Genomic DNA, 18,579 nt, shown 5'->3' with positions numbered 1-18,579 from the left:
ATGTGCCAGGGTGGGATAGGCTTGCCGCTGTTTCGCAGGGGGTAGGGCCCATGGTCCGTGTGATCGGTCTGATGAGCGGCACGTCGCTGGATGGGGTCGATGCTGCCGGGATCGAGACGGACGGCGTAGCGGTTGGCGCGGCCGGACCGACGGTGACCATTCCTTTCCCGCCCGAACTGCGCGCGCGGACCCGTGCCATTCTCGATCGTGCGGGGAACCTGCCGGGGAATGACCGGGAGTTGCTGGCCGCCGAGCGGGATCTGACGCTGCTGCATGTCGCGGCTGTGCGCGCGCTGGACTGGCCGGCCGAACTGATCGGTTTTCATGGCCAGACGATCCTGCATCGTCCGGCGGAGCGCCGAAGCTGGCAGATCGGCGATGCCGCCCTGCTGGCGTTGGAAACCGGGGTGCCGGTCGTGCATGATTTCCGCAGCGCCGATCTTGCGGCGGGAGGCGAGGGCGCGCCGCTGGTGCCGGTCTTTCACCAGGCGCTGGCGCGGGGGCTGGCGCACCCGCTGGCCGTGCTGAATATCGGTGGGGTGGCGAATGTCTCGCTGATCGGGGCGGATGGGGCGTTGCTGGCCTGCGATGTGGGGCCGGGCAATGCGCTGCTGGATGACTGGGCCATGCGCCATACCGGTGTGCCCTGTGACCGTGACGGCGCGCTGGCACGGGCGGGGCGGGTCGATGCCGCGGTTCTGGCGCGCCTGATGGGCGACCCGTTCTTTGCCCGGCCCGCGCCGAAATCGTTGGATCGGCTGGCGTTTCATCGGGCGATGGATCTGTTGGCGCCGCTTTCGCCCGCCGATGGGGCGGCGACGCTGGCCGCCTTTACCGTGCGGGCCGTGGCGAGTCTGCCGCTGCCGTTTCAGCCGTGCCGCTGGCTGGTCTGCGGTGGGGGACGCCACAACCCGGTGCTGATGGATGGATTGCGGGAGACGTTGGGGGCCGTCGTGGAGCCGGTCGAGGACGTGGGGTGGGATGGCGATGCGCTGGAGGCCCAGTGCTTCGGGTTTCTCGCCGCGCGGGCCGTGCGGGGGCTGCCGCTCTCTTTCCCTGGAACGACCGGGGCAGGGCGGCCGGTCAGTGGGGGGCGGGTGGCGCAGCAGGGCCTGCCCGTGGCCGCGACGCGGGTGCTGGAGCGTCTGCGGCGGTAAGATGGCCGGCCTGTCTGGGAGCAGGCGCCGGATCAGGCCGGTACGGGGTGCGGGATGCCCAGGCTATCGAGCCGGTCGCGCACCTGTTGCAGCAGGGTGGGGTCGCCGTCCGGTCCAAGTGTGTGGAGAGTGCGCGCCATGGCCAGCAGCACGTCCGAGGTTGCATCGCCGACTGCGCGCCGCCACCAGTCGAGCGCCTGGGTGCGGTCGCCCATCGCCAGCAGGGCCGTGGCATAATTATGCTGCCCGCGATAATCGCCGCCTTCGGCCGAACGGCGATACCACTGGAGGGCCACGGCGGGATCGCGTTCGGTGTGCCAGCCTTCCTCGGTAAAGCGGGCGACCAGGTTCATCGACTTGGCGTGGCCGCGCTCGGCGGCGCTGCGGAACAGGTCCAGCGCGCGGCGCAGGTCGGCCGGCATGCCGATGCCGCGCATGGTCATGATGCCCAGATTGTAGCAGCCCCAGAGATCGCCGAGATCGGCGGCCCTTCTGTAGCTGGCGGCGGCGGCCGGGAGGTCGGGCGGGCCGCCCCAGCCGAAATGATGGCAGCGCCCCAGCATGTTATGGGCGGGCGCGTAGTCGGCTGAGGCCGCGATTTGGTACCACCGTCGTGCCTGTGCCGGGTCGGACGGCACATAGATGCTGTCGAGCAGGATGTCGCCCCAGCGCACCTGTTCCGCCACATGGCCCTGCGCCGCGCGGGTGCGGATCGCCTCGATAAAGTCAGGCAGGGCGGGGGGCGTTTCCCTGACGGGGCGGCGCCGGCGGGTGGCCTTCTTCAGGGCGTGGACAATCCGCATGTGCTGGGACCCGTAACGATTGGCAGTCGGCGGTTACAAACCATGGGTTGATTAATTGTGCAATTGATAATCTGTTGCAATGTGGCTATTCAGCAGCGTTGCCATGTTGTCCATGCCGGCTGCCCATGCCGGGCCGGGCCTGCTCCCTGATCGAGACTGCCATGTTGCTGCATATCCCCGATGTTCTTTCGGCCGAGGAAGTCCTGCATTGTCGTCGTGCGCTGGCCGACGCGCCGTGGGCGGACGGCAAGGTGACGGCGGGGCCGCAATCGGCGTCGGCCAAGCATAATCTCCAGATTCCGCTGGACCATCCGCTGCATCGGTCGCTGGGTGAGATCGTGCTGCGTGCGCTGGGGCGGAACGCGCTGTTCAACAGCGCGGTGGTGCCGCTGCGTGTCGTGCCGCCGCTGTTCAACCGCTACGACGAAGGCATGTCGTTCGGCGCGCATGTGGACAATGCCATACGGCCGATCCCCAATTCCGGCGGGATGCGCATTCGCACGGATGTGTCTTCCACGCTCTTCCTGACCGATCCGGAGGAGTACGAGGGAGGCGCGTTGCGGATTCATGATGCGTCGGGCGTGCAGGAGATCAAGCTGCCTGCCGGCGACATGATCGTTTACGATACCACGGTGCTGCATGACGTGGCCCCGATCACGCGCGGGAGTCGCTGGGCGTCGTTCTTCTGGACGCAGTCGATGGTGCGGGATGTGGAGCGGCGGCGGATTCTGTTCGACCTCGATCGCACGATCATGGATCTGCGCACGCGCCTGCCGGACGATGACCCCGCCGTGCTGGAACTCGTGAACTGCTATCATAATCTCATGCGCCAATGGTGTGAGCTCTGAGCGCGTGACACAGAAGGTCGTCTGGCTGGGGCTCTGAAAAGCCCTTCGGACGTCGATGATCGGACGCGTGTGGACTGACGGAGGGCTCGGTGGCCCCTGTGTGACGACAGAGGCACCCGAACTGCCGTTGCGCGCCGGTTTTTCGGCTGGCTGACAAAGCCCTTGCCCGGTTGCCGCGTATGGCGTGCCTCTTGCCACGCCACGCCACGCCACGCCACGCCACGCCACGCCACGCCACGCCCCGTCATGGCGGGCCGGAGGTGCGATATCGTTTGCGCGAGGTGATCCGCCGCCGGCATGGTGGCCGTATAGAGCAGGTCCTGTTTGAAGGCGTGCATTCAAACAGGTGAAGATTTTCGTAAAAACAACAAACTAGCGTATTTGCGCCGAACCTGCTTTCGGTGGAAACGCTCCTCGTGCCTCGTCTTGGCTGTCACGGGTCATGAAGGCGGGAACGTGTCTGGTCGTTGCCGCCGGACTTTATGCGCCGGGTTGCCGCAGATGGCTTGCGGTTGTGCGCCCCTCGATTGTGGTGTTTGAGGTCCGTGACGCTGGCGTGTTGTCGCGATCCGCACGCTTTTCGTCAGCTTGATGGATTGCAATTGTTACATAACAACGGGCGGTTGGCTTGGACCGCGATGCGGGCGGAAGCGCGGGCGGAATTGCAACTGGACGCGCCGTGCAAAAGAAACGTCGGCATAATAGTAAAGTAAATCAATAACTTATTGAGTAATTTCGGTTCGGCCGCAATGGGGCACTCGTTCGGCATTGCGGCTGGTGACGATCATTATCTCGATGCGACTGATCATTGACGAAATATAAAATATTTGTCATATGAAACCTTTGGATACATTGTGTATCAATAGACACATAAAGACACAAATTTGAGTCGCCGGCAAAATGTTAATGTCATCATCTTCCTCCGATGCTTCTTACCCTTCCGTTGAGCATTCGATATTTCATGAAAACTGGTGGATGGACGCCGCGACTGATGGAAATTATGAGACCCTCGAAATAAAAAATGGGGGGAATATTGTCTCTGATTTTCATTATTGTCGGAAAAAGCATTTGGGGATGCGGTATATAATTCCTCCTCCTTATACAAGAACATTGGGGCCGCGTTTCTTCCTTCCTGCTTCGAAGCCGTTCCGTAGAGGGCAGAAGATACGGAACATCGTCGCTGAACTTATGCAGAAGCTTCCGAAATACGATCATCTGAAAATTCGTCTTGATCCATCGGATGATTCTGCATTCGCTTTTTCGATCTGCGGCTTGCAGATAAGAAATGAGTTTACCTTCCGCATACCGCCGGATGTGACGCCCTGTGCCGTCCTGGAGCAATGTGACCAGAAGACGCGGAACCTGATCCGATCGGCGTCGCAAAAACTTGAGGTTACTCAAAGCTCGGACATTGAAGATTTCATTCGCATGTCCCTGGTCGACCAGTCGGTGTCGGAAAACAGGCATGATTTTACGAAGATGGCGAAAATCTTCGAGGCCTGCCTGCGGCACGACAGGGCGTGCGTGATCAGCGCCTACGATGAAAAGAAAAAACAGGTCTCTTCATCAGTATTGATATGGGATGAGAAGAACCTTTATTATTGGCTGTCTGCGCGTGATCGGAGTGCGTCGATACCGGGTGCCAACATGCTGTTGATATGGGAAGCGTTGAGGCTTTCTGCGGCGAAGAAACTGACATTCGATTTCGATAGTTTTGCGTCTGTCGGCGCTGCGAAGATGCTTGCGAGCTTTGGGCAGCCTCCAGTCCTTCGCCCGCATGTGATCGGCGCTTCCGTGCGCTATGAATGGGAGCGCGCCGCCAATGCGACTCTCCTCTCTCTGAGGGATTACTGGAAGAAGGTCGTGGCCTGATATCTGTCTGGTTTGGCCTCGATGATCTGGAAAATGTTGCAAACCGCCTGATATGGGCGACTGAACATATCGCCCCGCAACCGGCCATGGCGGCAGGCCGATCGGGGGGTAGCGCACGGTATGGAGCCCGCCGGTCGGCAGGGGCCGAGGGATCGTTTTCGGCGCCGCTTGCGACAGGTGTTTCCGGCTTTCGGGAAACCGGACATTTTTTGTCTTAATTAGGTTCCTTGACGCTTTGTATCTCTCATGAAACATAATCGTTTAATGCGAATAGGTCGCATTTTCATGTGTTGTGTTGAGGAAACCGGGGCGAATGGGTGTCACTGGAAAATGGCGTAACGTGCGGCAGGTGGCGCCCCAGCGCGGTCAGGTCCTGTGTGGGCTGGCGATGGCGATGATTGGTGGCCAGGGGCTGGCCGCGACGCCGGGCGTGGCGGCGGCGGACAGGCTGACCGACGAGGAAAAGAAAAAGGCGCAGGAAGAACGGGCGAATCCCCGGCACGAGCATATCGAGGTTGTGGGCCAGTGGCATGACATGTCGCCGAAATTCACCGCGCCGCTGCTGGATACGCCCAAGAGCGTTTCGATCATCTCCCGCCAGTTGTTGAGCCAGACTGCCTCGAACACGCTGGCCGATGCGCTGCGCAATGTGCCCGGCATTACGATGGGGGCGGGAGAGGGCGGCAATCCGGTGGGCGACCGGCCGTTCCTGCGCGGATTCGATGCGCAGTCGAGCACCTTCGTCGATGGATTGCGCGATGTGGGCGCGCAGTCGCGCGAGACGTTCAATGTGGAATCGATCGAGGTCGTGAAGGGTGATTCCGGCGCCATTGCCGGGCGCGGCGGTGCCGGTGGCGCGCTGCTGATCAACAGCAAGATGCCGACGCTGAAGAATGCGATCGACGCCAATCTTGGTTTCGGGAATGCCGATTACAAACGCGGCACGTTCGACGGCAACTGGCGGGTGACGGATACCGGAGCCTTCCGCCTGAACCTGATGGGTGACGACCAGGGGGTGGCCGGGCGCGGGCCGACCCATTATCGCCGGTTCGGCGTGGCACCGTCGCTGTCGTTCGGCCTGGGGACGGCCAATCGCGTGACCGTCATGTATTATCACATGCAGAATGACGACCTGCCCGATGTCGGCATTCCCTACAGCAATCCGACTTTCAACCGGCGTTCGGATGGCACGGCGCGGGTGCTGGGAACGGGGAGCGGCGCGCCGGTGAAGGTGCCGTTCGATACGTGGTACGGGTTGGAAAACCGGGATTCCAACCAGGATGGCATCGATATGGGAACGCTGCGGCTGGAGCATGATTTCAGCAGCACGCTGCATTTGCGCAATACCACGCGCTATTCGGAAACGACCCAGAACGACCGCTGGACGATGCCGGACGACAGCCAGGGCAATATCTATTACGGTTATGTCTATCGCCGCCTGAACAGCCGCTTCTCAACCTTCGATACGGCGACCAACCAGACCGATTTCTTTGGCTCGTTCGATCTGGCGGGTTTCAAGAACCAGTTTGCCTCGGGGGCCGAGTTTACCCGCGAGCAGGGCAAGAACGACAATTATACGGCCTATGTGAATGGCCAGAACGTGGGGTCGGGGACGAACTTCACGCGCTGCGCGACGGCGCTGGCCTTTTCGTCGCATACCTGCACGTCGCTGCTCGATCCGAACCCGAACGATCTGTGGACGGGCGACCTGAAGCGTACCGGCAACCCGAACAGCACGCGCTTCGATACCAAGGCCGTCTATCTGTTCGATACGATCACGCTGCTGAAGCAGCTTCAGGCCAATGTCGGCCTGCGTTACGACAATGTGCAGAGCACCTATCGCACGGCGACGAGCGAGTATGGGCGCGGAGACAATCTGTTCACCTATCAGGGCGCGTTGGTCTACAAGCCGCGTTCCAACGGGTCGATCTATGCGTCTTACGCCACGTCGGCGATTCCGCCGGGCAATTCCGTGGGGCAGGGGTCGGACGATATCAGTCTGGGCGCCGACCGCAGCGGCAATGTGGGAGCCGTGCTGAAGCCCGAGCGCGACCGGACGATCGAAGTCGGCACCAAGTGGAACGTGCTGCATAACCGGCTGCTGCTGACCGGCGCGCTGTTCCAGATCGACGCCACGAACTTCAAGATCACGACCGCGACGGGCGGGATCGACAATGGCGGGACCAAGCGGGTACGGGGTTTCGAGGTTGGCGTGAACGGGCAAATTACCCGCAAATGGTCGATCAATGGCGGCTTTACCTATCTGGACGCGCGCCTGCTGAAGGCCGGTGGCGCGGGTGCCGCCGCCGGGGTGATGGATGGGCGGCATGCGCCGAACACGCCGGAGAACAGCCTGGCGTTGTGGACGACCTATCGCCCGATCGAGCCGCTGACGATCGCGGGTGGCGTCTATTACATGGCCAAGGTCTATGGCACGGATTCCCCCACCGCGCCGAAATTCATCCCGGGCTATTACCGGTTCGACATCATGGCGAGCTACCGGTTCCTGACGCACTACACGCTTCAGCTCAACATCCAGAACCTGGCCAACCGGCGTTATTTCACCCAGGCCTACACCACGCATTACGCGATGCAGGCGCCGGGGCGGACGGCGATGGTCAATCTGAACGCGCATTTCTGAGCAGGCGGATTGCCATGCCGAAGGGTGCCGCCATGCCGGAGGCTGGACGGGACGCGGTGACGGCCGGGGTTACGACGATCTGCGACCTGGCCGGCGGCGGGGTGGCCGATGCGCAGCTTGCGCTGGGGCAGATCCTGCTGGACGGCGTGCTGTTGCCGCGCGACCCGCGCGCCGCCCTGGGCTGGTTTCTGGCGGCGGCACGGCAGGGCAGCCCCATGGGGTGCAACATGGTCGGGCGCTGCTGCGAACTGGGGTGGGGGATGCCCCCGGCCCCGGCGGAGGCGATGCGCTGGTATCGGCGGGCTGCCTGCGCCGGTCTGGATTGGGGCATGTACAATTACGCCACCGGGCTGACCCTGGGATGGGACGGCCCGCCCGATCATGGGCGGGCGCTGGCGTGGTTGCGGCGGGCCGCCGCGCGCGGGCATTGCAAATCGTTCAATATCATCGGCGGCTTTTATGAAGACGGCTGGGCCGTGACGCGCGATCTGGCGCAGGCACGGGCCTGGTATGCCCGCGCCGCCGATGGCGGCGATTTTCGCGGACATTTCAATCTGGGGCGCTTCCTGCTGGCGGAGGGGCGGACGGCGCAGGCGCATCGGCATTTCGAGATTGCCGGTCGGACCGCGACACCGGCCTTTCGCGCCAAGATGGACCGTTTTCTGGCGGGGGGTGGGATGCAGGACGAGGGGGGCATGCGGTTTGCCCCGGCCGGCGAGGTGGATGGATCGGGGGCCTGACCGGGGGAGCCGGATCGGCGGCGGCCACCGGTCCTGGCTCTGGTCCGGATTTTGGCAATACCGCCTTTCGGGGGATAGAGTTCCGTCATACGTATCGGGATGACGAGATGACTGCTTCCTCCGCCTCTTCCGCGCCGGCCGGGGCCGGAATCATTCGCCTGATCGCCTGTGCCGCCGGGCTGGTGGTGGCCAATATCTATTATGCGCAACCGCTGATCGGCCTGATCGGGCCGGATATCGGCCTGGCACCGGCATGGCTGGGCAGCATCGTGATGCTGACCCAACTGGGATATGGCTGCGGCATGATCGGCCTGGTTTCGCTGGCCGATATCTTGGAGAACCGGCGGCTGGTGCTGGTGGCGCTGGGCGGGCTGGCCCTGACGCTGCTGGCCTCCGCCTTTGCGCGGTCGGCTGGGGCGTTTCTGGTCTTGGCGTTTGCCATCGGCGTGTTCGCGACCGCGACGCAGGTGCTGGTGCCGCTGGCCTCGCATCTCTCGGCCGAGAAGGATCGCGGGCGGGTGGTCGGCACGGTGATGGGCGGGCTGATCGGCGGGATCATGCTGGCGCGGCCGTTTTCCAGCGTGGTGGCCGATCATGCCGGGTGGCATGCCGTCTTCCTGATATCGTGCGTGATGACGCTGCTGTTGATGGTGGGGCTGGCGCGGGGCCTGCCGCGTCGGCAGCCCGTGCATGACGGGCTGACCTACGGGCATATTCTGGCCTCGCTGCCCGGTATCCTGCGGGAGACGCCGCTGCTGCGCCGACGGGCGTTTTATCAGGGGTCGGTGTTCGCCGCGTTCAATATTTTCTGGACGGCGGTGCCGCTGCAACTGGCTTCGGCGCCGTTTCATCTGGGGCAGACGGGGATTGCGCTCTTCGCCCTGGCCGGGGCGGGTGGTGCGCTGGCGGCCCCGTTGGCCGGGCGGCTGGCGGACCGGGGGCTGACGAATGCGGCCACGACCGGGGCGATGCTGTTGGTGGCGGGAGGATTCGCGCTGGGTCTGGTGGCGGTGACGGCCCATGCGCTGGTGCCGCTGGCGGTGGCGGCGATCGTGCTGGATGCCGGGGTGCAGACTAACCAGGTGGTCAGCATGCGCGCGATCTATCTGCTGCGGCCGGAGATAAGGGGACGGCTGAACGCGCTGTTCATGACCATTGTTTTTCTGTGTGGGGCGGCGGGTTCGGTGCTGGCGGCCGCCCTGTTTCATCACGGTGGATGGCAGGCGGTCTCGCTGGCCGGGGCGGTGCTGCCCCTGATCGCCTTGGGGCGGCAGGTGGTCGCTGGCGAGACGACGCGGCCGCGCGCCTGACCGGATGGGCGCGCCGGTCGATTCGGCGCGCTGTTCCGGTCAGGCTCAGGTGGCTGATCAGGCCGTCTTTTTGGCTTCGATCAGTTCGCGGTAGATGTCGAGATAGTCCTCGGCCATCCGGCGGGCGGTGAAGCGTTCCTCGAATCGCTGGCGGATGCGGTCGTGCTGCATTTCGGGCAGGCGGGCGCAGGCGGCGATGGCCTCGTGCTCGTCATCCACGATCAGGCCGGTCAGGCCGTCTTCCAGCACTTCGGGGACCGAGCCGCGGCGGAAGGCGACGACGGGGGTGCCGCAGGCCATGGCCTCGATCATCACCAGGCCGAACGGCTCGGGCCAGTCGATCGGCATCAGCAGGGCGCGCGCGCCCGACAGGAAGGCGGGTTTCTGGCGGTCGTTGATCTCGCCGATCAGTTCCACGCCCTCGCCGAGCATGGGGACGATCTCGCGCTCGAAATATTCGGCGTCCACCTTGTCGATCTTGGCGGCGATCTTGAGCGGCACGTTGAGGGCGCGGGCGATGCGGATTGCCTTGTCCACGCCTTTTTCCGGGCAGATCCTGCCCAGGAAGGCGAAATAGTCGCGCGGGCCCGGCTGGGGCGTCAGCAGCTTTTCGGGCAGGCCGTGCAGCACGGTGCGCACATAATGGGCCTGGGGCAGGGGCAGGCGCTGGTTGTTGGAGATGGAGACGATCGGCACCTTGGGGAAGGCGTCGAAGACCGGTTGCAGTTCCATCAGGTCCAGGCGACCGTGCATCGTGGTGAGCATCGGCGTGGGCTGGCGGCTGAAATAGGTGAAGGGCCAGTAATCCATATGGAAATGCAGGATATCGAACTGCTCCGCCGCGCGGGCGACCTGCTCCATCATGAGCATGTGCGGCGCGATCGGGTCGCGAATCGCGGGATCGAGGCGCAGGGCCTGGGGCCAGCAGGCGGTCAGCCGGGCGGAGGTCACGCTGTCGCCACTGGCGAACAGGGTCACATCATGGCCCATGGCCGTCAGTTCTTCCGTCAGGAAAGACACGACACGCTCGGTGCCGCCATACAGTTTGGGCGGTACGGCTTCATGGAGCGGCGCGATCTGGGCGATACGCATGGGGCTGGTCACTTCTTTCTTCCGCATGAATGGACAGGGGATGCTAGCGTGCCATCGGGAAACGGCAAATCAATGGCACGCCGGAGGGCGGGCTGTGGCAGCAGGTGGAACGAAGCGCGTTAAAGGTTGTTCCGTCTGACGGGCCGACCTGCCCGGCATCTGCGGGGATGGGCAGGGAGAGCCTATCTTTCCTGCCCCCGATCCGGATAGATAAACATTTCAGGGTGTGGAACTTTCCGCGCGTCACGACGACCGGACAGGCCGGCAGCAGAGAGGGCAGCCGATTTTGGCGACTGAGACCAGAACCACCATTTCAGACGATCAGCTGGTTCATTATCCGGGCCGGCCGCTTGCCTTCGTCTTCCGCTATGCGCGGGGTCATGCGCTGCTGCATGCCGTGATCTTCCTCTCCGTCATGGTCGCCGTGGCGTGCACCGTCGGGGCCACCTATGCCACCCGCTTCCTGGTCGATACCATGACCGCGCACGGTGTGGGAGACATGCCGCCCGTCTGGAACGCCGTGGTGGCCCTGGTCGTGGTCATTGCCTTCGACAACATGTCGTGGCGGGTGGCCGGGTGGTTCGCGACCTATGCCTTCGTGGACATGACCGGCGACGTGCGGCGCGACCTGTTCCGTTACCTGACGGGCCATTCCGCCGGCTATTTCGCCGACCGGATGTCCGGCGCCATGGCGACGCGCATTTCCACCGCCTCGATGTCGGTCTTCACGCTGGAGAATCTGGCGGCGTGGAATGTGCTGCCGCCCTGCCTGAACGTGGCGCTGTCGGTCAGCCTGCTGCTGACGATCAGCCCGGTGATGGCGGGGGTGATCGTGGCGCTGTCGGCCGGGCTGTGCCTGCTGATGTTCCGCATGGCGGCCGGCGGGCGGGGCATGCACCAGCATTATGCCGCCGAGGCGGCGCGCGTGGATGGCGAGATGCTGGACATCGTCAACAACCTGCCGCTGGTCCGGTCCTTCGGGATGACGGGTTATGAGCGGCTGCGTCTGGGCGAGACGATGCGCCAGGAGATGGGCGCGCGGGGCCGGTCGCTGCGCTATATGGAAAAGCTGCGGCTGGTGCATGCGGTGCTGACGGCGGTGCTGACGGCCGGCCTGCTGTTCTGGGTGGTGATGCTGTGGCATCTGGGCCGCGCCAGCATCGGCGACGTGGTGATGGTGGCCAATCTGGGCTTCATGATCCTGCATGGCACACGCGATCTGGCGGTGGCGCTGGTGGAGACCATCCAGCATATCGCGCGGCTGGACGAGGCGCTCTCGGCCATTCTGGTGCCGCATGACATGGTCGATTCGCCGAATGCGCGCGGCTTTGCCGGCCCGGTGCGGGGCGAAGTCGCGTTTCGCGACGTGATGTTCGCCTATCCGGGCGGCACGCCGGTGCTGTCGCATTTCAATCTGGTGATCGAGGCCGGGACGCGGGTTGGACTGGTGGGGCGGTCGGGCTCGGGCAAGAGCACGATCCTGGCGCTGGTGCAGCGCCTGCGTTACGTGCAGGGGGGAGCGGTCCAGATCGACGGGGTCGATCTGCGGGATCTGGACGAATCGAGCCTGCGGGCCTGCATGTCGGTAGTGCCGCAGGATGTGTCGCTGCTGCGGCGGTCGGTGATGGAGAATATCCGCTATGGCCGGCCGGATGCGACGGATGACGAGGTGATCGCGGCCTCGATCGCCGCCGGGTGTCGCGACTTTATCGACGCGATGCCCGAGGGCTTCCAGACCGAGGTGGGGGATCGCGGCGTCAAGCTCTCGGGTGGCCAGCGGCAGCGGATTGCCATTGCGCGCGCGTTTCTGCGCAATGCGCCCATCCTGATCCTCGACGAGGCCACCAGCGCGCTGGATAGCGAGAGCGAGCAGCGCGTGCAGGAGGCGCTGGACCGCCTGAAGGTGGGGCGTACCGTGATTGCGGTGGCGCACCGGCTTTCTACCCTGCGTGATTTCGACCGCATCGTGGTGATGGATCATGGCCGGATCGTGCAGGATGGGCCGGTGAGCGTGCTGGAACGGACCGAAGGCCCATATCGCGATTTCCTCGAACGCCAGTCCATGTTTATCGAGGACGTGGTGTAACGAGATGATGACGGATCGGGACGAGGTTGAGGTGATGGAGCGTGTGGCGGCTTTGCCTGAAGGGCGGGGGCATGTCGCGGAGAGGGCGGCGGGGCCCAGCCCTGCGGCGATGGAGAATGGCCGGCGGGCGCTGAGTGCCGAAGCCTATGAATATATTCGCGGCGGGCTAATCCGCAGTCGCTACAAGGTGGGCCAGCGGCTGGTGTTGCGCCCGCTGGCGGCTGAGCTGGGGTTGAGCCCCACGCCGGTGCGCGAGGCCCTGTTGCGGCTGGTATCGGAGCAGGCGCTGGACCTGAACGATCGCAATACGGCGGTGGTGCCCGAGATCACGCCCGCCAGTTTTCGCGAAATCCATTCGCTGCGCGTCGATCTGGAAAGCCGGCTGATCCAGGCGGCGGCCCTGCGCGCCACGGCTGAGGAACTGGATGCGCTGTCGGATGTGCATGAGCAGTTCCAGCTTGCCTGTGCGCGGCAGGATGAAGGCATGATGGCGGCCGGGAATGCCGATTTTCATGCCATGCTGGCGGGCATTGCCGACCTGCCGCTGACGGCGAATATCCTGCATAACCTGTGGGCGCGGATCGGGCCGCTTTATGCGCTGGCCCGTACCGCGCCGCCCGCGCGGCCGGCCGGGATGCACCACCCCCATGAGGACCTGATCGCCGCGTTGCGGGCGCATGATCCGGAGGCCGCGACCCGCGCGCTGATTGTCGATGCGGATTATGCGCGGAGCTGGATCGAGCCGTTACTGTCGCAAGGTATGGTACGGGACCAGCCGTGAGGGGGGATATCCTACGCCGTGCCGCTCATGTGGCGACGATCGCCGTCATCATCGCGGGTGCTTGCCTGATGGTGGGCGGCTTTGGTTTCCAGGTGCCGTTCTGCCTGGAAATGCTGGATTGGTACGGCCGCCATATATTGGTGTTGCTGACGCTGGGTAACGCCATCAGAATATGGGGCCGCCAGGACGTGCCCTATGCGGAGCGCGTGCGGCAGGGATGGTGAACGTGGGGCGGCGGCCGGGGCCGGTCAGACCGGGCCCGGCTGGATAGCCCCTGTTCAGGCGGTTTTGACCGCCGGTCTGGTTTCGGGAACCTCGATGTCGATCTCCAGCATCGAGACGCCTGTGCCGCGATCCATCTTGATCTGGACCTTGTCCTGATCGACCGAGATATGCCGCTTGATGACCTCCAGGATTTCCTCCTGGAGCTTGGCGATCAGTTCCGACTGACCCTCGCCGGCGCGTTCGTGCGCCAGAAGGATCTGCAAACGGTCACGGGCGACAGGGGCCGAGGTTTTGCGTCCGAAGAATGAGGCCAGAAAACTCATGCGACACTCCGCTTGAACAGCCAGTCGAACAGGCCCTTGCGTTCGGTCGGCACGCTGACATCCAGTGTCTCGCCTTCCAGGCGGCGCACCGCTTCGAAATAGGCGCGAGACGGTGCACTGGTCGGATTGGATAACGTGACCGGCATGCCGAGGTTCGATGCCCGCAGGACTTCTTCGCTTTCGGGAATGATGCCCAGCAGGGGGATCGACAGGATTTCCAGCACGTCTTCGGTGCGCAGCATCTCGCCACGTGCGGCGCGTGCGGGGTCGTAGCGCGTCAGTAGCAGGTGCTTGTCGATCTTCTCGCCCTTCTTGGCGCGCTCGGTGGTGCTGTCGAGCATGCCGATGATGCGGTCGCTGTCGCGGACCGAGGAGACCTCGGGATTGGTCACCACCACCGCCTGGTCGGCGTGGTACATCGCCAGTTGCGCGCCGCGCTCGATGCCGGCGGGGCTGTCGCAGATCACCCAGTCGAACTTCTCACGCAGTTCCTCGATGACCCGCGCGACGCCTTCGGGGGTCAGGGCGTCCTTGTCCCGTGTCTGGGAGGCGGGGAGGATGGAGAGGGTTTCCACCCGCTTGTCGCGGATGAGGGCCTGCGCCAGCTTTGCATCGCCCTGCACGACGTTGATCAGGTCGAACACCACGCGGCGTTCCGCACCCATCACCAGATCCAGGTTGCGCAGTCCGACGTCGAAATCGACGACGACGACGTTCTTCCCGGTCTGGGCCAGTGCCGCGCCGAGGGCAGCGGTCGATGTGGTCTTGCCCACACCGCCCTTACCCGAAGTGACAACCAGCACCTTGGCCATATGCGTGTTTCCTTATGTCGGGACCTGCCGTCCTGCGGCAACGTCTTGAATATGAATCTAATGGCGGAAATGTGGTGAGGGCAACGGGAAAGCGGAGCGATCGTCAGTTCAGTGTCCGGACGACGAGGGTATCGTCCTCCAGCATGGCCTGGGCCGAGCGGCCGTGCAGGGCCGGGTCGATCTCCTCCGCGATCATGTAATAGCCGTCGATCGCCAGGAGTTCCGCCTTCATCACGCCTGCGAAGATCCGCGCCCCTGTCTGCCCGCCCATGCCGGCGATCGCCCGCCCGCGCAGCGTGCCGTAGACATGGACCGACCCGCCGGCCGAAATCTCGGCCCCCGATGCCACGGACCCGATGACGACCACGTCGCCGTCGGGATTCTGGACCGACTGCCCGGACCGCACCGGCCCTTCGACGACCAGCGCCGATGAGGGCCCTGCCGGCTGGACGACGGCAGGTGCCGTGCCGTCCGTGTCTTCGTCGGGCAGTTCCACTGTGCCGGCGGCGCGGCCGCCCTCGAACGCCATGGGCCAGTCCCAGCCGGCTACGGCCGGCCAATCCGGATCGGCGCCCTCGATTCCGATGATCCGGACCCCGCGTTCCAGCAGGGCCGGATAGAGTTCCGCCAGCCCTTCGGCATCGCCCGACAGCAGGCCGAGATCGAGAATGATCGGCTTGCCCACGAAGAAGGAGGGCGAGCGTGCGATCTGGGCATCCAGTCCACGCAGCCAGTCATCGAGTTCGGCTTCGGGGGAGAGTACCAGGGCCAGGAAGGAACGGCCACGGGCGCGAATGCGGGGAAGCGGGCGGGTTTCGTCGGACAAGGGCGTCACGGACCTTCACGTTTGCTGGGAAGGGAACCCGTTTCAGCTACCGTGAGAACGGGGCGCTGTCGAGCGATCCGCGCGTTTGGGCGCAGATTTCCATCGAGGCGTGCGTGGGCTCTTGGCGCGGCGTGTTGCGATGGCATAAAGTGGTAGAATGCGTATCCTCTATCATCTTCCGCTTTCGCCCTCTTGTCGCAAGGTTCGTCTGGTTCTGGGCGAGAAGCGGCTGCCGTTCGAACTGATGATGGAACGGGTGTGGGAACGACGGCCCGACTATCTTGCGGTCAACCCGGCCGGTACCGTCCCGATGCTGGTCGAGGAAAACGGGCTTTCGATCCCCAATTCGTCGGTGATCTGCGAATATCTGGAAGAAGCCTATCCCGACACGCCGCTGCTGGGGCGCACACTGGCCGAGCGGGTCGAGGTGCGGCGGCTGGTCGCGTGGTTCGACGAGAAATTCGCCAGCGAAGTGACGCAGAACCTGCTGCATGAGAAGGTGATGAAGCGGATCGCGGGGCGCGGCAACCCGGACGGCAACGCGCTGCGGGCGGGGTATGCCAATATCCGCTATCATATGTCCTATCTGGACTGGTTGGCCGAGACGCGGAAATGGTTGGCGGGACCGACGCTCTCGCTGGCCGATTTCGCCGCCGCCGCGCATCTGTCGTGCCTGGATTTCATCAACGATGTCGACTGGAGCAAGGCGCCGGCGGCCAAGGACTGGTACGCCCGGATGAAGTCCCGCCCGTGTTTCCGCGCGTTGCTGAACGACCGGGTGACGGGGATCGTGCCGCCGGATCATTACGCCGACCTCGATTTCTGAGCGCGCGATGTCCCAGATGATCGAGACGGACGCCATCGTGCTGGGCGCGGGCGCGGCCGGGCTGATGGCGGCGCTGGCGGCCGGCCAGCGCGGACGGCGGGTGGTGGTGCTGGACCATGCGGCCGAGGCCGGGCGCAAGATCCTGATTTCGGGCGGGGGACGCTGCAACTTTACCAACCTGGATACCGAGCCTGGGCGGTTTCTCTCCGGCAATCCGCATTTCGCCAAATCGGCGTTGGCGCGGTTCAGGCCCGCCGACATTCTGGAGATGATCGACCGCCATGGCATTGCCTGGCACGAGAAGACGCTGGGGCAATTGTTCTGCGACGGATCGGCCCGGCAGGTGGTGGCCATGTTGCTGGCGGAGTGCGCGGCCGGAGGCGTGGATATCCGCCTGTCGCACCGGATCGTGGGGGTGAGTGGCGGCGAGGGGTTCCGGGTGGAGACCGATCGCGGGGTGTTCCGTGCGCCGGCCCTGGTGCTGGCGACTGGTGGACTTTCGATCCCGCGTATGGGTGCGACCGGTCTTGCGCACGGAATTGCGCGGCAGTTCGGGCTGGGCGTGACGGCGACGGCTCCGGCGCTGGTGCCGTTGACGCTGGATGCGGTCGGGGAGGGATGGACGCGCGAACTGGCCGGTGTTTCGCTGGACGTGCAGGCACAGTGTGGCGGCAAGCGCTTTCGCGAAGCGATGCTGTTTACCCATAGCGGCCTGTCGGGTCCGGCGATCCTGCAGATTTCGTCCTATTGGGAGCCGGGGCGGGAGATCAGCCTGAACCTGTTGCCTGGATGCGATGCCGGCGCGGTGTTGCGCGAGGCGAAGCGGCAGCGGCCACGGGTGGAGGGGCGGACGATGCTGGGCGGTTTCCTGCCGCAGCGTTTCGCCCAGGCGATGGCGGCGCGTCATCTGCCGGACCGGCCGGTTGGCGATGTGCCTGACGCGGTGCTGAACCGCCTGGGGCAGGTGCTGGCCGGCTGGCGCCTGATGCCGGCCGGGAGCGAGGGCTATGCCAAGGCCGAGGTGACGCGCGGGGGCATTGATACGGGCGACCTGTCGTCGCGCACCATGGAGGCGCGGGAGGTGGCCGGCCTTTATGCGGTGGGCGAGGCGGTGGATGTGACGGGCTGGCTTGGCGGTTATAATTTTCAGTGGGCCTGGGCCAGCGGCCATGCGGCGGGACGTGCGATCGCCGGGAAGGGTTGATCGCGGGGCGCGCAACTCGTTGGTCCCACCAGCCGTTTCAGGATTTGCATGGTTCTTGAACGGGAGGATGGAATGGCGACTGATCTGATTGCGCGCCCGCTGGTTGCGCGGGGGCGGATGTTCCTGCTTCTGGCAGGGCTGGCGGTGGTGCCGGCGGGGTGTACGGGTGTGGCGGAGGGGTATCCGCCGCCGCCGGGGACCCCGATCGCCGGATACGGATATCTCTGCAAGGCGGGTGCCTATAGCTGCCATCTGCCGACGCAGGTGCCGCTGGGGTCCGATTGCTCATGCCCGGGATTGGGTGCGCCGTCCTACGGGAACGTGCATCCGGGGAAATAGTCTGGCCGAATCGGAGGGGGAGGAGACAGGCTGAACCTGTCTCCTCCCGACCGGGCTGTGGTGGTTTACTGGGCCAGGACCGCGCAGGCCGCGCGATCGCCAGCGCCGCCGATCGGCTGGGTCTGGTAGTCGTCGGGCTTGGCGTGGATGACCACCGAGGAGCCGTCGGCATCGAGCAGGGCGGGGCGTCCGCCGTCGCCCTTGAAGGACACCAGAGTGGAATAAAGCTCGACCGTGGCGGTGCCGTCGGTGCCCACATGGATGTTGGGCAGGTCGCCGTCATCGTTGGCATTGGCGTTGAGCAGACCGTGGACCGGCTTGGCGACATCGTGCGCATGGACATGGCCGCCGGCGCTCTTGAACGCGGGCGGCGTGCAGTCGCCTTTTTCGTGGAAATGCACGCCGTGCCAGCCGGGCGTGAGGCCGGTCGCGGTGATGCGCAGGATGACGCCCTTGGGTGCTTCGGTGACCTCGACCGTGCCGTGGGAGGCGCCGTCGCTGCCCTTGAGGTCGCCCGTCAGCTTGTCGGCCGCGTAGGCGGACATCGGAAGGGCGAGCAGCCCCAGGCCGAGGGCCGCGACCCAGTTCCTGCATGAATACGCCATCGTTTCCTCCTCGAATTCTGCGCGGCCCGGTTTGGGGTCGGCCCGCGCAATGTCCTGAAAAGCTAGCATGATTCGCGTGGTTCGTCCGA

General features: G+C 64.7%; 18 protein-coding genes. 12 read left to right on the top strand and 6 right to left on the bottom strand.

The annotated features are described in order from the left end of the window. Window positions 1-50 precede the first annotated feature (50 nt). Entirely contained in the window at window positions 51-1,157 is a 1,107-nt protein-coding gene (locus C7453_RS11580; protein WP_114727704.1) for an anhydro-N-acetylmuramic acid kinase, read from the top strand. Window positions 1,158-1,189: 32 nt separating this feature from the next. Here C7453_RS11580 and C7453_RS11575 read toward each other — a convergent pair whose 3' ends face one another. Next, window positions 1,190-1,960, bottom strand: a complete 771-nt coding sequence (locus C7453_RS11575) for a tetratricopeptide repeat protein (protein ID WP_114727703.1) — start codon at window positions 1,958-1,960, stop codon at window positions 1,190-1,192. 161 nt (window positions 1,961-2,121) lie between these two features. Between C7453_RS11575 and C7453_RS11570 the strand changes: the two genes are divergently transcribed. The 5 genes from C7453_RS11570 to C7453_RS11550 all read left to right on the top strand — a co-directional run bounded on the left by C7453_RS11570 (window position 2,122) and on the right by C7453_RS11550 (window position 9,371). Continuing rightward, window positions 2,122-2,808 (top strand): Fe2+-dependent dioxygenase, encoded by a 687-nt coding sequence (locus C7453_RS11570; protein ID WP_114727856.1) that lies wholly within the window; start codon window positions 2,122-2,124, stop codon window positions 2,806-2,808. A 975-nt stretch (window positions 2,809-3,783) separates the two neighbouring features. After that, on the top strand, window positions 3,784-4,680 hold the full coding sequence (locus tag C7453_RS11565) for a GNAT family N-acetyltransferase (protein WP_170143204.1): 897 nt from the start codon (window positions 3,784-3,786) through the stop codon (window positions 4,678-4,680). Between the two features lie 313 nt (window positions 4,681-4,993). Then, window positions 4,994-7,321, top strand: a complete 2,328-nt coding sequence (locus C7453_RS11560) for a TonB-dependent receptor (protein ID WP_114727701.1) — start codon at window positions 4,994-4,996, stop codon at window positions 7,319-7,321. Window positions 7,322-7,335: 14 nt separating this feature from the next. Then, window positions 7,336-8,061 carry a tetratricopeptide repeat protein gene (locus C7453_RS11555; protein ID WP_114727700.1) on the top strand — a complete coding sequence of 242 codons (726 nt, stop codon included), beginning with the start codon at window positions 7,336-7,338 and terminating at the stop codon, window positions 8,059-8,061. A 107-nt stretch (window positions 8,062-8,168) separates the two neighbouring features. Continuing rightward, window positions 8,169-9,371, top strand: a complete 1,203-nt coding sequence (locus tag C7453_RS11550; protein ID WP_114727699.1) for an MFS transporter — start codon at window positions 8,169-8,171, stop codon at window positions 9,369-9,371. Window positions 9,372-9,428: 57 nt separating this feature from the next. Here C7453_RS11550 and C7453_RS11545 read toward each other — a convergent pair whose 3' ends face one another. Beyond that, entirely contained in the window at window positions 9,429-10,463 is a 1,035-nt protein-coding gene (locus tag C7453_RS11545) for a glycosyltransferase family 4 protein (protein WP_114727698.1), read from the bottom strand. A gap of 286 nt (window positions 10,464-10,749) precedes the next feature. On the opposite strand from C7453_RS11545, the gene C7453_RS11540 reads away from it, so the two are divergent. The 3 genes from C7453_RS11540 (at window position 10,750) to C7453_RS11530 (ending at window position 13,554) form a co-directional block, all read left to right on the top strand. After that, complete coding sequence (locus C7453_RS11540; protein ID WP_114727697.1) at window positions 10,750-12,549, top strand: ABC transporter ATP-binding protein; 1,800 nt, start codon at window positions 10,750-10,752, stop codon at window positions 12,547-12,549. 109 nt (window positions 12,550-12,658) lie between these two features. Then, window positions 12,659-13,330: a GntR family transcriptional regulator gene (locus C7453_RS11535; protein ID WP_114727855.1), complete on the top strand. Its 672-nt coding sequence runs from the start codon at window positions 12,659-12,661 to the stop codon at window positions 13,328-13,330. Next, on the top strand, window positions 13,327-13,554 hold the full coding sequence (locus C7453_RS11530; protein WP_141289092.1) for a hypothetical protein: 228 nt from the start codon (window positions 13,327-13,329) through the stop codon (window positions 13,552-13,554). Before C7453_RS11535 ends, C7453_RS11530 begins: the two co-directional genes overlap by 4 nt. Before the next feature lie 54 nt (window positions 13,555-13,608). On the opposite strand, the gene minE is transcribed toward C7453_RS11530, so the two are convergent. The 3 genes from minE to minC form a co-directional block, all read right to left on the bottom strand. Then, window positions 13,609-13,878 (bottom strand): cell division topological specificity factor MinE, encoded by a 270-nt coding sequence (minE, locus tag C7453_RS11525; protein WP_114727695.1) that lies wholly within the window; start codon window positions 13,876-13,878, stop codon window positions 13,609-13,611. Further along, complete coding sequence (gene minD / locus C7453_RS11520) at window positions 13,875-14,690, bottom strand: septum site-determining protein MinD (protein WP_114727694.1); 816 nt, start codon at window positions 14,688-14,690, stop codon at window positions 13,875-13,877. The genes minE and minD overlap by 4 nt, the downstream gene beginning before the upstream one ends. A gap of 103 nt (window positions 14,691-14,793) precedes the next feature. After that, window positions 14,794-15,516: a septum site-determining protein MinC gene (gene minC / locus C7453_RS11515; RefSeq protein ID WP_114727693.1), complete on the bottom strand. Its 723-nt coding sequence runs from the start codon at window positions 15,514-15,516 to the stop codon at window positions 14,794-14,796. Between the two features lie 157 nt (window positions 15,517-15,673). On the opposite strand from minC, the gene fzlA reads away from it, so the two are divergent. From fzlA to C7453_RS11500, 3 genes are all read left to right on the top strand, one after another. Further along, on the top strand, window positions 15,674-16,342 hold the full coding sequence (gene fzlA, locus C7453_RS11510; RefSeq protein WP_114727692.1) for an FtsZ-binding protein FzlA: 669 nt from the start codon (window positions 15,674-15,676) through the stop codon (window positions 16,340-16,342). Between the two features lie 16 nt (window positions 16,343-16,358). Further along, the gene (locus C7453_RS11505; RefSeq protein WP_371858503.1) at window positions 16,359-17,546 is read left to right on the top strand and encodes a BaiN/RdsA family NAD(P)/FAD-dependent oxidoreductase; all 1,188 of its coding nucleotides are present in this window, start codon (window positions 16,359-16,361) and stop codon (window positions 17,544-17,546) included. A gap of 72 nt (window positions 17,547-17,618) precedes the next feature. Beyond that, on the top strand, window positions 17,619-17,885 hold the full coding sequence (locus C7453_RS11500; protein WP_245948994.1) for a hypothetical protein: 267 nt from the start codon (window positions 17,619-17,621) through the stop codon (window positions 17,883-17,885). A 65-nt stretch (window positions 17,886-17,950) separates the two neighbouring features. Here the strand turns inward: C7453_RS11500 and sodC are convergent, their stop codons facing one another. Further along, window positions 17,951-18,490 (bottom strand): superoxide dismutase[Cu-Zn], encoded by a 540-nt coding sequence (gene sodC, locus C7453_RS11495; protein WP_114727853.1) that lies wholly within the window; start codon window positions 18,488-18,490, stop codon window positions 17,951-17,953. Between the last annotated feature and the right edge of the window lie 89 nt (window positions 18,491-18,579).

Origin of the sequence: Gluconacetobacter liquefaciens (genome assembly GCF_003350405.1) — a bacterium.
In the GTDB taxonomy this organism is placed as follows: domain Bacteria; phylum Pseudomonadota; class Alphaproteobacteria; order Acetobacterales; family Acetobacteraceae; genus Gluconacetobacter; species Gluconacetobacter liquefaciens.
Note: the sequence above shows the minus strand (reverse complement) of the source record. Positions and strands in the feature narration are given on the sequence as shown.